Raw genomic sequence first — 13,546 nt, 5'->3', positions numbered from 1 at the left:
CTTATTGTTATTGCAACTATTGCTTTTACTTCAAAAAACGAAAAAAAAGTACGTCCAATTAAAGTACCTGTTAACAAACGTAAATTTTAATTTTTAATAGCCAGGCTGCTTAATAGTATAGTTGCTTTTAGCTTTAGCTTCATCTACTTGGCGCTTTACTTCTGCCAGTAGTGCTTTGGAATCATAAATGATTCCGTCCTTTACGGTGTATTTTACACCACCAACCCGAACCACCTCATTGTCCTCGGTAAGTTTTATAGCTCCCGTACCATATAATACTTTGAAATTTTGTAGCGGATTTTCCTCAACAATGACAAAGTCTGCCAATTTGCCTATGGTTACCGAACCTAATTTATCATCCATACCTAATGCCTCTGCACCTTTTAACGTTGCAGATTGTATAATTTCTAAAGGGTGAAATCCAGCTTCTCGCATTAATTCCAGTTCTCTTATATAAGCGAAACCATATAACTGAAAAATGAATCCGGAATCTGATCCCGTGGTTACTCTACCACCTCTGTTTTTATATTCATTGATAAAGGTCATCCAAAGTTTATAATTTTTTCTCCAGGCAACTTCTTGTTCTGTTCCCCAATCATGCCAGTACGATCCATGAGATACTTTGCTAGGCTGATAAAACTCCCATAAAGATGGTAATGTATAATCTTCATGCCATTCAGCTCTTCTTGCGCGCTGTAAATCTCTACTTGCCTCATAGATGTTGAAAGTTGGGTCCAAGGTGAAATCAAGTTCCAATAGTTCGTTCATTACATTGTTCCAATGCTCAGAATAGGGTGGTGCGGCTTGTTGCCATAATTTACCTGCATTTTCAAAGCGATCTTGTTCGTTTTGGTAATTATAGTCTAACGGAAAATCTTGTACCGTTCTATCGTCGAACAAAGCTTCTGGAAGTCCGTACCAATGCTCCATAGAGGTTAACCCTGCTCTGGCGGAATGTAAAACATTCCAACGGGCAACGCTCATTTGCGCATGGTGGCAAGCAGATCCTAGTCCTAATTTTTTGTTCTCGTCTAGTGCCGCTGCCATAATTGCCGGTTCTGCTCCAAAAAACTTGATGCCATCAGCACCTTTTTTTGCATTGGCACGTACCCATTCCCTCGCTTGCTCAGGGGTAGATATCGGAATATCATTTAACGGATTAAAAGATTTACTAGTTTGCCCAAAGGCTGTGTAGGATATAATACGCGGAGCTATAATTTCATTTTTTTCACTTTTGCGTTTTAAGTCTAGGGTGACATCAATACTTCTACCGGCAACTTCACGCGCGGTAGTAACACCATGAGCCATCCAAAGTTTAAAAACATAATCTGGATCTGCACCTTGGGCATCACCGCCAATATGTGTGTGCATATCAATAAAACCGGGCATTAAATACATGCCGGTACAATCAAGTTCCTTACCGCCCGTTTTTAATTGGGGTCTTTTAGAATCATCGATTGCTACACCAGGGTAGCCAACAACTTTTACGTCTTTAATAATATTGTTTTCTACCACTATGTCTATAGGGCCTTGTGGTGGTGCACCGTTGCCGTTAATAAGCATAACGCCTCGAATAATCAATTGCGAATGTGGACCATCGCCTTCTAAGGATTGGGCGTTGACGGAAAGCAAGACAGCGAAGGTCATTGCGGTTGCAAGTAGTAATTTGCGGAACATAAAGAGGTTGTTTGAGTTAGTTACCTTAAATATAACTAAAGCCTCAGAAATTATGTGTGACTATAAACCAAACTTTTAATTCATTAGATATGTAATAAGGTTAATTCTGTGAATATTGAGAGGGTAAGCAGAAATATGAAAAGCTATTATTGAGATAATTAAATCAGGTTAATTCTTAGACTTCTATAATAATCATAACAAAAATCAACAATTCTTTATATTATAATTATAAGAGGGATATTAATCTTAATTCTTATGGTTCTTTAAAATGTATGTGAAGATTTAAGCTAAAGCTTATTGCCTGCCGGCAGGCAAGTATACACAGAACTTTAAATTTTGCCCTACAGTCCGTATTAAATTTATGTTTTGTTGAAAAAAGTTTTATTGGATTATAAGTTTTCGCTTAAACAAATAGCTCCCTTATTGATTGCCTTTACTTTCCTCTTTGTTTTTCCTTTAGCTTCTAAGTCAACATATCCTTCATTATCGGTTTCAGGAATTCTAATTATCTCAATTTGTGATTCCGCCAATTTGATTATCTCCTCAGGAGTTAGAGTAAAAGTGAAACTATAACTAGTGAAATTTTCCGTAGTTGAAGAAGTGCCACCTGCTCCAAATCTGGGGAATAAAACAGACGCACTTGAAGATGTTACATTTTCAATTTTTGGAGAAGATTTTCTAATTGTTTTTAATTCCAGTTTTGTTCCATTTTCAAGTTTAAACAGTAGTTCTGTTCTTTCCATAAATTCATAATCTCTTTCACCCCAATAACTGAAAATCACCTCAAAGACTATTTTTTTTTCTTTAATCTCAAAATAAACCGACTTTTGATTAAAATCAAATGAAATAACTTGTTCGTTTGTAAATGGGTCAATAGAGTTCTCACATTTTTGAGAAAAAGCTTGTGTTGAAAAGGTGATAATAAAAATAATAGTGAAAATGTTTTTAATCATATTTAAATTTTCTAAATGATTTACAATGTTTTAGCTAGTTCTTGTCAGCTAGTAAGGAAATTTTTTGTTTCTGTCTGCGAACGAAGATAAAGCTTATTATCAAGTTTTAATTCTTCTTGTTTAAAGCTAAATCCATTCACGATAGCTACCGAGATTAGAGGCTTTATAAACCTGCCTGCCGGCAGGAAGGTATACACGGATCTTTCGGTTTTACCCTAAGGTCAGTATTACGTTTAGTTAACATACATTTTTATTCTACAACAAATTTTACGTAGTTGCTACGTATGTATTCAATTCTTCGCTTTTCAAGTCCTTCTAGGTCATAAAACTCATCATCGAGAGGATTAAAGTTCGGATTCCTTTTCTTTTGATATTCCTCACTTTGTTTTTTAAATACCTCAATCGCTTTTTCACTTACCGACAAATAATTATCTGCTGCAATTCTTCTAAGTCCATTCGCAGCATTATAACCGTATTCAAGCCCATTATTATGAAAAAATTGGTCAAATCCACCGTTGTGAACTTCCGATTCCAAAACCCAAGTCGCTAGTAAATCACTCATTGCAGAATCTGCTTTATCCAAACTTTCTCCAAAAGTTTCCAAATATAATTCCGTTGCTTTATCGTAAACCAAGGAAATTAATTCTTCATCGCTGGAATTTTGTAAATCGGAAATTGAATATTTGACTTTTTGTATCATTTTTTGATTAAATGCAAGGTAACAACTGCATAAGATATCAAATTATTATATCTATCTTATATACATACCAATTTAACACAAATCATCATCTTTTATTAGTGATGGTTTTTCATATCAAACAAATTTTAGGACTAAGTTCTACCTTTTAGGTGTTAGTGGTAAATATCGTATAGAGCTTTAAGCAACTGGTGATAGTTGCTGCTTGATTTCTTGGAACTTGATGATGTAGTTAGTCCCTTTTTTAGAATTATCACGTTCTATAGTTCCACGTAATTGACGTGTAAGATTGTGAATCAGTTTTAAACCTAAAGACTTGGTGGTTTTATGATTGATAGTTTCAGGGAAACCTATACCGTTATCACCAATTTCTAGAATATAACAGTTTTCTTTTTCGGTATCTTGTCTAAGCTTAATACTGATTTCTCCTTCATTATCACTTTCGATGCCATACTTTAAGGCATTGGTCAAAGTTTCATTAATTAAAAGTCCTAACGGAATGGCCGTATCTATACCTAATTTTATATTTGGGATATCAATTTTTAAGTCAACATTATTATCATTTCCTTTTATAGAACGAATTAAATATTCACCTAATTCTAGCACGTAAGATTTGTATTCAATATGGCTAATATCATTACGCATGTACAACATTTCATGAACCATTGCCATGGCAATTACCCTATTCTGAGTGCCTTTTAAAAGACCTTTCATTGGTCCGGTTTCTATATTTCTAGATTGTAAGCTTAATAAACTGGAAACTGTTTGTAGATTGTTTTTTACTCTGTGATGTACTTCTTTTAAAAGATTTTCTTTTTCGAGTACTTGATTTGCCAATGCCTTTTTAGAACTGTACATGGCATTATAGGTTTTTAGAAGTGTTTTGCCTAAGGTGTTTCCTAAAATAAATACAGCGAATAAAACGGAAACCAAACTAAAGACCGAGCTTGATTCTTCTGGAATTACATTTTCTGTAATGGTTAATTCAGGTATACTTTGTGTAAAAACCAATAGAATAAGAATAGTTATAATATTAAAATATACCCTACCATACTTAGTACTGTTTACAAACCCACCAAAGGCAACTAGCGGAATCATGAATATAAACGGACTATGAATACCGCCACTATATACGGTTACTACTACAGCGGTAATTAAACCTATAATAGATGAAAAATTAAAGGTTGGGACTATTTTTTTATGAGACCTGAAGTAAAGTAAATTGATAATGTTTAAAATAGCAAAGCCAGCAAGTGCAAAGGGTATAACTTGTGTTATGTTCAAAAAGAAATAGCATAAAGCTCCAAAAAGTATGGAGATGATGCTTGTGGTATAATTTACCCTTAAAAATAGTTTGGTTTTATCCTGTAGACGTTCTTTGTCAATGGTAAATCCGGGCATAGATATTATTTATGTACTAGAAAACATACGAATTACGTAATGTAAATCTAATTATGTTTTTATCATTATACTAGTATTTTCGACTTTAGTATGATAAAAACGGTTATTATTTTTCTGAAAAACATAATTTTTTGCCTAAATAATGGTTAAAAATATGAAATGAACTGTTAATTGTACATTTCAATACAAAATCAAGAAAAAATATTCAACTGCAACTTAATTTCTATTTCGTTTATTTATAGCGTGTTATAAACAGTACATAAAAAAGGCATCCATTTGGATGCCTTTTTTAAACTTAATATGTTATCTAAATTAATCTTGAGTCAAAACCCATGATCCATTTTGTAAAAGTGGTTCTGCTTGTTTGAACTTTACCGTTTTACTCTCGCCACTCATTACATTTTTAATGGTAACGCGCTCATTTCTTCCAATTTTTGGTTGTTCCCTAGTAATAGTTTCGGTAACTGCAGGACGTTCAGCCTGATTTTGACTAACCGCTCTACTACGTGCCGCTAATTCATCACTATTAGGAATTTCCTCTTTTGTCGTCTGTAAATTCTCTTTACGTTGCACATTTCTTTCCTCTTGAATAGCACTGGCATTTTCAGAAGGTAATTCTCCTTTGAACAAGAAAGAAACAACATCTTTATTCACTTTCTCTATCATGGATTTAAAAAGTTCAAATGCTTCGAACTTATAAATCAATAAAGGATCCTTTTGTTCGTGAACCGCTAATTGAACCGATTGCTTTAACTCATCCATTTTACGTAAATGCGTTTTCCAAGAATCATCTATAATAGCCAATGAGATGTTTTTCTCAAAATCCGTAATCAATTGCTTACCATTGGTATCATAAGCTTCTTGAAGGTTGGTAACTACATTCAAACTTTTAATACCATCAGTAAAAGGAACTACAATACGCTCAAAATTATTGGCATTATCTTCATGTACCTTTTTAATTACCGGGAAAGCTGCTGCAGCATTACGCTCCATCTTATCATTATAATGCTCGTATGCAGCCTTGTAAATTTTACCTGTAATTTCTTGAGCAGATAGTTTGTTAAATTCAGCCTCGTCAACCGGAGCTGTAATAGAGAAGTACTTGATCAATTCAAATTCTAAATTCTTATAATCACTAGCAGCTTTATTGCTTTCTACGATAACTTCACAGGTATCATAGACCATATTAGCGATATCTAGCTTTAAACGCTCTCCTTGTAATGCGTGGCGTCTTCTTTTGTAAACAACTTCACGTTGCGCGTTCATAACATCATCATACTCCAATAAACGCTTACGTACACCAAAGTTGTTTTCTTCCACTTTTTTCTGAGCACGTTCAATAGATTTGGTCATCATGCTATGCTGAATAACTTCACCATCTTCCAAGCCCATTTTATCCATCATCTTGGCAACCCTGTCCGATCCAAATAAACGCATTAGGTTATCTTCTAATGAAACATAGAATTGAGAGCTTCCTGGATCTCCTTGACGACCTGAACGACCACGTAACTGTCTATCTACACGACGAGAATCATGCCTTTCCGTACCAATAATCGCCAGTCCGCCTGCCTTCTTAACAGCGTCAGACAATTTAATATCCGTACCACGACCTGCCATGTTGGTTGCAATGGTTACTACACCGGCATTACCTGCCTCTGCAACTACATCTGCCTCTTTCTTATGAAGTTTAGCGTTCAGTACATTATGTGGTACTTTACGAACACTCAATAATTTAGATAATAATTCTGATATCTCTACAGAAGTTGTACCAATAAGAACAGGTCTGCCTGCGTTACTTATTTTGGTTACTTCTTCAATTATGGCATTATATTTTTCTCTTTTTGTCTTATAGATAAGGTCATTTTTATCTTCTCTGGCAATAGGTCTGTTGGTTGGTATTTCCATTACATCTAACTTGTAGATTTCCCAGAATTCACCAGCTTCGGTAACCGCCGTACCTGTCATACCTGCAAGCTTACTGTACATTCTAAAGTAGTTCTGTAAAGTAACCGTTGCAAAAGTTTGTGTCAATGCTTCAATTTTTACGTTTTCTTTCGCTTCTATTGCTTGGTGTAATCCGTCAGAATATCTACGACCGTCCATAATACGACCGGTCTGTTCATCAACGATCATTACCTTATTATCCATTACCACATATTCGGTATCTTTTTCGAATAGGGTATAAGCCTTTAATAATTGGCTCATGGTATGTATACGTTCGCTCTTAATAGTGAAATCTTTAAAAAGCTCTTCTTTTAATTCTGCCTCTTTTTCAATCTCAAGATTTTGACTTTCAATTTTTGCAATCTCTCCACCAATATCTGGCATCACAAAGAAATCTTTATCCTGCTCGCCAGAAATATAATTAACCCCTTTATCGGTCAATTCTATTTGGTTGTTCTTCTCGTCGATTACAAACAATAAATCTTCATCAACAACCGGCATTTCCCTGTTGTTGTCTTGCATGTAATAATTCTCAGTTTTTTGAAGTAATTGCTTAACACCCTCTTCACTCAAGAATTTAATTAATGCCTTGTTCTTTGGTAGACCACGGTAAACTCTTAATAATAAGAATCCGCCTTCTTTAGTGTCACCTTCCGCAATCAATTTTTTAGCCTCTGCCAAAACTCCCGTTAAATGCTGACGTTGCTTTCTAACGATCTCGTCTACCTTTGGTTTTAGTTCATTGAATTCATGACGGTCACCCTCTGGTACCGGACCAGATATAATCAATGGTGTACGGGCATCATCTACTAAAACAGAATCGACCTCATCTACCATGGCATAATTATGTGGGCGTTGTACCAAATCTTTTGGAGTATGCGCCATATTATCCCTTAAGTAATCAAAACCGAATTCATTATTGGTACCGTAGGTTATATCTGCATTGTAAGCTGCACGTCTACCATCAGAATTTGGTCTGTGGTAATCGATACAATCTACAGAAAGTCCATGAAATTGAAATATAGGTGCCATCCAAGCACTATCTCTTTTTGCTAAGTAATCATTTACGGTTACCAAATGGGCACCGTTACCACTTAAAGCATTTAAGTATAAGGGTAGCGTTGCAACTAGGGTTTTACCTTCACCCGTTTGCATCTCTGCAATTTTACCTTGGTGCATGGCAATACCACCAATTAGCTGTACATCATAATGCACCATGTCCCAAGTAACTTCTTTACCGGCAGCATCCCAAGAATTTTTCCAAACTGCATTGGTGCCTTCTAGAGTAACATAGTCTTTAGTACCTGACAAAGTTCTGTCATATTCTGATGCTGTCACCTCTAGGGTTTCGTTATTGGCGAAACGCTTGGCAGTTTCCTTTACAACGGCAAAAGCTTCAGGTAATATCTTATTTAAAGTCTCTTCAGAAATGGTATAAGCTTCTTCTTTTAGCTTGTCTATTTCTGTATAAATGTCTTCATTTTTATCAATGTCGGTAGAGTTCTTTACCTCTTCTTCCAAAGCACTGATCTGATCGGTTTTTTCTTTGATAGATTCTTGAATAGCCTTCTTGAAATCTATTGTTTTCTGTCTAAGTTCGTCATGACTAAGACTTTCTAATTTTGATTCGAACGACTTTATCTGGTCTACTAAAGGCTGTAATTCCTTTACATCTTTTTGTGATTTATCACCAACGAATGCCTTTAGGATGGAATTAATGAAACTCATATATTTTAATCTATTAGAATTGAAGCTTTTCTGACCAATAAACTAGCTAGAATAGCTTTCAAAATATTTTATAATCGACAATTGTAATCGAAGCTGTTAAAGAGCAAAAGGTATTCCAGTCTTGATTTTTCGACCAAATTACCTAAGAACCTGTCAAAATTACATAAAAAAAAAGCCTCCGAGGAGACTTTTTAGTAGTTATTATGATATCGAATATTAATATTCGTCCTCGTTCCAGAGGTAGTCTTCTTCCGTTGGATAGTCAGGCCAGATCTCTTCGATAGATTCATATATTTCGCCACCTTCTTCTTCCATAGATTGTAAATTTTCTACAACTTCAAGGGGGGCTCCAGTTCTGATGGAGTAATCTATTAACTCATCTTTACTTGCCGGCCAAGGTGCATCACTTAAATAAGATGCTAATTCTAATGTCCAATACATAGTAATTTTTTGATTTTAATTTTTTGCAAAAGTAATTTTTAAATTGAAACAGTAAAATAAATAGTAATAAATTTCAGCTTATCATTATCTTTTTCTGCATTTATTAATTGATAACGAATAAATTACGGATTTATTAGTCCTTTTTTTTAGGAACCCATTTTATTTCATTTGCTTGTAAATCATAAGACAATTTTCGTGCCAATACAAAGAGATAATCTGAAAGTCTATTTATAAAAGATAAGACATTTTTATCGAACGGTTCGTTTTCATGTAATAAAGTTGAAATACGCTCAGCCCTTCTGCATACGGTACGGGCGATATGACAGTATGACACGGTTGAGTGACCACCAGGTAGAATAAAATGGGTCATTTGCGGTAATTGCGAATCCATTTGATCAATAGCGTCCTCCAAAAAGCTGATTTCAGCAGTACCTACTTTAGTTATTTTTAAACGCTCTGTACCATTTTTAAGCATTTCTTTTTCTGGGCTGGTAGCTAAAATAGCACCAACGGTAAACAAATGTTCTTGTATTGCAATGAGTTGGTGCTGATAAATAGGATCAATTTCTTGGTCTCTAATAAGTCCGATCCAAGAATTTAGCTCATCTACGGTACCATAACTGTCAATTCGTATATGATGTTTTGGTACACGTGTGCCACCAAATAGTCCGGTAGTTCCGTCATCGCCTGTTTTAGTATATATTTTCATTGAAAGTGAGTGTTAGAAAGAAGTAAGGATTAAACTGTGGTTAACATGAATGTTTAAAATAATAGCTTGACTTTTATTCTTTGCCACCTTTATTTTTTCTTTCATAATCACCCATAAACTTTCTTGATTTGCGGTCTTTAGATTTTCCTTTACTGGTAATACGTATAGCTAAGTAGATAGCGAAAACGACACCAAGGGTAATGTAAATAGTATTACTGCTCATTAAGATTTGCTTTAGTCTAAAATTACAGGTTTATATTCGTATTTTAAAATGTTCCTTTACTTGTTCTCTTCTAAAAAATACGGCGCCACAATAAAACATATCTATTGTGACCTTAACATTATTTTCTGTTTTAAGATTTTTCCAAATTTCTAGATTTTTTTTGTTTTTATGTATTCCGTCTAAAAGAAGCATGCAGTCGTTAGATAGCGTATTTAGATTTATACTTTTTAAATCATTGATGTTTGCAAGAATAATATCTGGATTATTTTCAACGGTAGATATGTTAGAACAATGTTGTTTAATGAGTTCTTTGGATGTTTTATAATCGCCCACGAGAAAAATTGATTTGTACTTAAAATAATTTATACTTTTTACAAAGACTGTTAGAGTTTTATTAAGTTTTATATTTTTTTGATGATAGAGACATTTGGTGATATAATCGTACACAAAAGGCGAGTGAATACCATGTTGGTTATTTGAGGTAAATAGAAATTTAATAAATGAAATAAAACGGAACACTAATTGGCTTTTCTGATTTTATCAAAAGTAAATAAAGTGGTTAAACAAAGCGTTGAAATCTTAATTCACTAGTTGGTTTCTATGTCTTTTCTATATTAGAATATAAAATTTCTGAGCTACAAAATGGTTAACCTTCCATCAATGCAGAAAGCTCAAACCAACGTTCTGTCTTACTATCTATAGCATCTGTTACTTCTTTAAGCTCAATAGAAAGGTTCTTGATATCATCGCCACTTAAAGAGCTATCAGTGAATTTTTCTTGCAATACTACTTTAGATTTTTCCAATTTTTGAATCTCTCTTTCTAACTTCTTATACTCTTGCTGTTCTGCATATGAGATTTTTGGCGAAGCAACCGGTTCTTTCCAACTGGTCTTGGTAGTTGTTTGTGCTTCTTTTTGTTCTCTCTTTTCTAAAATCTGACTGTCTTCATATGCTCTATAGTCGGAATAGTTGCCAGGAAAATCTTCAACAACCGCATCACCTCTAAATACAAATAAGTGATCTACAATCTTATCCATAAAGTAACGGTCGTGAGAAACTACCATTAAACATCCTTGGAAATCCATTAAAAAGCTTTCTAATACATTCAAGGTAACGATATCTAAATCGTTGGTAGGCTCATCTAATATTAAGAAATTAGGATTCTGTATCAATATGGTACATAGGTACAACCGTTTACGCTCACCACCACTTAGCTTATCAACAAAATCATACTGCTTTTTTCTGTCAAATAGAAAACGCTCCAATAACTGCTGTGCAGAAATCTGCCTGCCTTTCATTAGTGGGATGTAATCACCGAATTCACGAATAACATCGATTACTTTCTGACCTTCTTTTATTTCAATACCTTTTTGAGTGTAATACCCAAATTTGATGGTTTCTCCCACAACTACTTTACCGCTGTCCGGTTGGTCGCGTCCACTTAAAATATTTAAGAAGGTAGATTTACCGGTACCGTTCTTACCAATAATGCCAATACGTTCTCCTTTTTGAAATACATATTCAAACTTATCAAGAATCGGTTTATTTGGAAAAGACTTTGAAATCTTGTGTAGTTCAAGAATTTTGCTTCCCATACGCTCCATGTTCAATTCTAACTGAACTTGGTGGTCTTTTCTACGTTGACTTGCTTTGTCTTTAATAACGGCAAAATCATCTATTCTAGATTTAGACTTAGTGGTACGTGCTTTTGGTTGCCTGCGCATCCAATCCAATTCCTTCTTAAAGAGAAGCTCTGTTTTATGCTGTTCTACCGCCTCTTGCTCTATACGCGCTTCTTTCTTTTCTAAATAGTAACTGTAATTCCCTTTATATGGATATAGTTTTCCGTTTTCTAGTTCAATGATTTCATTACAAACACGTTCCAAAAAATAACGGTCGTGCGTTACCATAAACAAGGTCATGTTTTCTTTCGCAAAGAACTCTTCTAACCATTCGATCATTTCTAAATCTAAATGGTTGGTAGGTTCATCTAAGACTAAAAGGTCTGGTTTGTTTATTAGGGCATTAGCCAATGCCAAACGCTTCTTTTGTCCACCAGATAGTTTGCCGACCTTGGCATTTAAATCATCTAGCTTTAACTTAAATAGAATCTGCTTATACTGAGTTTCAAAATCCCAAGCTTCAAAGCGGTCCATTGCTTCAAATGCTTTTTGGTAGGCATCTGCCTCTTCAATATTTAAAAGCGCTTTTTCATAGTTTTTGATAACTTGTAACACCTCATTGTCAGATGCAAAAATAGTTTCTTCTACAGTTAAGTTTGGGTCCATAACCGGCTCTTGTGCCAAAAAGGAAACCCGTGTAGATTTACGGTAATTTACCTGACCAGAATCGGGAGTATCTGCACCCGATAGAATATTAAGAATCGATGTTTTTCCTGTACCGTTTTTAGCGATCAAGGCAATTTTTTGGTCTTTGTTGATACCAAAAGAGAGGTTGTCAAAAAGAACATGTTCGCCATAGGCTTTGGAAATATTTTCAACGGTAAGTAGATTCATGTAGGGTAACTTAATTTTATTTTTTACCTAGTTGTTTACTCTTAAAATAATATATAAGGTAAACGTAGCGAATAGCCAATGCTAGTAAAACGATGATTAATAATATGGAAAACACTTGAATTTTAAACATCCACAGTATACAAGTAATACCCAATAATATGGTTAAAAATATGATGTAAGTAATCATCCATGTTGGAATCTGCTTTTTTACCACTATAAATGCTATGATAATGTTCGGTGCAAATGCCCAAAGGGAATTGAAATTGGCTTTGGTTGCTAAATGATCTGTTGCAAACCACAGAAATAATATAAGTACACCTGCTAGTCCGGTAACAATAAATAACCCGAAGTCTAACCATTTATTTCTGCGAAGATTTTTATAATCCGTATACGTAATGTAACAGACCAAAAGCAATACTATGCTTAGCCAGAATAAAGGGGTTAAAAATAGGGGAGACCTATCTTCTTGTTCTGGTATGTCTAATAATACAGTTTCCTTTTTAACAATAGGTTTGCCATCTAAAGTGGTGTGCTTCATTTGCTCATACACATAAATAGGTAAGAACAAATGCTCGTAAGGCGATGCCTCTCTATCAATTACAGAGCCTAAAGCTAAATCAATACCAAAATTGGACCACGAATTCGGATTCAATTTTAAACGAATCAACTCTCTAAATGTTAATTGCTCTTCTAAGTGGTTATAATCGAATTTAAAGGTATTGCCCAAAGTTTTTTCAAATACCATAGGTATTCTAGTAGCACAATTATCGAACAAAAAGTCATACTTATACTTCTTATTCTCAGGGAGTAAGTTGTGCTCTAAAAAGGTGATAATGTTTTTGCGCTGTTCTAAATTGACATCTAGCTCTTGTTCCCTTATCCAACGTTTTTCTTGTTGGTAAGAGTATTCAAAATACTTGAACGGAATTCTAGAAATGGTGTATGATAGTTTACCACGTGTAAAGTTCAGATAGAAATTAGGGTCTTCAAAATCGTAAGTTCCGTAACCGTAAACTTCGTCAATACCTAGAGAGGGGTCTTGCAGTCTTATAGCGCTATGCCCAAATTTGGCTGCTAAATCTTCACCTGTACCAACGGTCAATAAGCTAATTTTTGATAATGGTGATAGTTGTGCATTTTGAGAAAGACCCAAAAATGCAGTAAAAAAGAGTATTAAAAGAAATGCGATTTTTCTGAACATACCTTTACTAGTTCATAGCAGCTGCAAAGATGCAAATAATAACAGACTTGAAGT

At 34.5% G+C, this 13,546-nt stretch carries 11 protein-coding genes; all 11 read right to left on the bottom strand.

Going from position 1 to position 13,546, the window contains the following annotated elements; all coding sequences use genetic code 11:
* Window positions 1-93: 93 nt before the first annotated feature.
* Window positions 94-1,647, bottom strand: a complete 1,554-nt coding sequence (locus SJY30_RS08300) for an amidohydrolase family protein (protein WP_396635316.1) — start codon at window positions 1,645-1,647, stop codon at window positions 94-96.
* Window positions 1,648-2,066: 419 nt separating this feature from the next.
* Complete coding sequence (locus SJY30_RS08295; RefSeq protein ID WP_396635086.1) at window positions 2,067-2,630, bottom strand: hypothetical protein; 564 nt, start codon at window positions 2,628-2,630, stop codon at window positions 2,067-2,069.
* Window positions 2,631-2,880: 250 nt separating this feature from the next.
* Entirely contained in the window at window positions 2,881-3,330 is a 450-nt protein-coding gene (locus SJY30_RS08290) for a DUF4375 domain-containing protein (protein ID WP_396635085.1), read from the bottom strand.
* Between the two features lie 177 nt (window positions 3,331-3,507).
* A complete protein-coding gene (locus SJY30_RS08285; RefSeq protein WP_396635084.1) occupies window positions 3,508-4,728 on the bottom strand; it encodes a sensor histidine kinase in 1,221 nt (406 codons plus the stop codon).
* A gap of 312 nt (window positions 4,729-5,040) precedes the next feature.
* On the bottom strand, window positions 5,041-8,400 hold the full coding sequence (gene secA / locus SJY30_RS08280; RefSeq protein WP_396635083.1) for a preprotein translocase subunit SecA: 3,360 nt from the start codon (window positions 8,398-8,400) through the stop codon (window positions 5,041-5,043).
* Window positions 8,401-8,616: 216 nt separating this feature from the next.
* Window positions 8,617-8,841, bottom strand: coding sequence for a DUF2795 domain-containing protein (locus SJY30_RS08275; protein WP_027064442.1), 225 nt, complete (start codon window positions 8,839-8,841; stop codon window positions 8,617-8,619).
* A gap of 133 nt (window positions 8,842-8,974) precedes the next feature.
* Entirely contained in the window at window positions 8,975-9,550 is a 576-nt protein-coding gene (locus tag SJY30_RS08270) for a cob(I)yrinic acid a,c-diamide adenosyltransferase (protein WP_396635082.1), read from the bottom strand.
* A gap of 73 nt (window positions 9,551-9,623) precedes the next feature.
* Window positions 9,624-9,773 (bottom strand): hypothetical protein, encoded by a 150-nt coding sequence (locus SJY30_RS08265; protein WP_396635081.1) that lies wholly within the window; start codon window positions 9,771-9,773, stop codon window positions 9,624-9,626.
* A 30-nt stretch (window positions 9,774-9,803) separates the two neighbouring features.
* Window positions 9,804-10,106: a hypothetical protein gene (locus SJY30_RS08260; protein WP_396635080.1), complete on the bottom strand. Its 303-nt coding sequence runs from the start codon at window positions 10,104-10,106 to the stop codon at window positions 9,804-9,806.
* Between the two features lie 313 nt (window positions 10,107-10,419).
* The gene (locus SJY30_RS08255) at window positions 10,420-12,291 is read right to left on the bottom strand and encodes an ABC-F family ATP-binding cassette domain-containing protein (protein WP_396635079.1); all 1,872 of its coding nucleotides are present in this window, start codon (window positions 12,289-12,291) and stop codon (window positions 10,420-10,422) included.
* Between the two features lie 16 nt (window positions 12,292-12,307).
* Window positions 12,308-13,492 carry a DUF4105 domain-containing protein gene (locus tag SJY30_RS08250; RefSeq protein ID WP_396635078.1) on the bottom strand — a complete coding sequence of 395 codons (1,185 nt, stop codon included), beginning with the start codon at window positions 13,490-13,492 and terminating at the stop codon, window positions 12,308-12,310.
* Window positions 13,493-13,546: the final 54 nt, after the last annotated feature.

The sequence above is a fragment of the Maribacter sp. R86514 genome, from assembly GCF_044597005.1.
Lineage (GTDB): Bacteria > Bacteroidota > Bacteroidia > Flavobacteriales > Flavobacteriaceae > Maribacter.
This window is presented reverse-complemented; position numbering and strand designations above follow the sequence as displayed.

Excerpts from the sequence above, each read along its gene's own strand:
- SJY30_RS08290 (WP_396635085.1), bottom strand. The coding sequence starts at position 3,330 with ATGATACAAAAAGTCAAATATTCAATTTCCGATTTACAAAATTCCAGC.
- SJY30_RS08295 (WP_396635086.1), bottom strand. The coding sequence starts at position 2,630 with ATGATTAAAAACATTTTCACTATTATTTTTATTATCACCTTTTCAACA.
- SJY30_RS08285 (WP_396635084.1), bottom strand. The coding sequence starts at position 4,728 with ATGCCCGGATTTACCATTGACAAAGAACGTCTACAGGATAAAACCAAA.
- SJY30_RS08270 (WP_396635082.1), bottom strand. The coding sequence starts at position 9,550 with ATGAAAATATATACTAAAACAGGCGATGACGGAACTACCGGACTATTT.
- SJY30_RS08300 (WP_396635316.1), bottom strand. The coding sequence starts at position 1,647 with ATGACCTTCGCTGTCTTGCTTTCCGTCAACGCCCAATCCTTAGAAGGC.
- SJY30_RS08275 (WP_027064442.1), bottom strand. The coding sequence starts at position 8,841 with ATGTATTGGACATTAGAATTAGCATCTTATTTAAGTGATGCACCTTGG.
- SJY30_RS08265 (WP_396635081.1), bottom strand. The coding sequence starts at position 9,773 with ATGAGCAGTAATACTATTTACATTACCCTTGGTGTCGTTTTCGCTATC.
- SJY30_RS08255 (WP_396635079.1), bottom strand. The coding sequence starts at position 12,291 with ATGAATCTACTTACCGTTGAAAATATTTCCAAAGCCTATGGCGAACAT.
- secA (WP_396635083.1), bottom strand. The coding sequence starts at position 8,400 with ATGAGTTTCATTAATTCCATCCTAAAGGCATTCGTTGGTGATAAATCA.
- SJY30_RS08250 (WP_396635078.1), bottom strand. The coding sequence starts at position 13,492 with ATGTTCAGAAAAATCGCATTTCTTTTAATACTCTTTTTTACTGCATTT.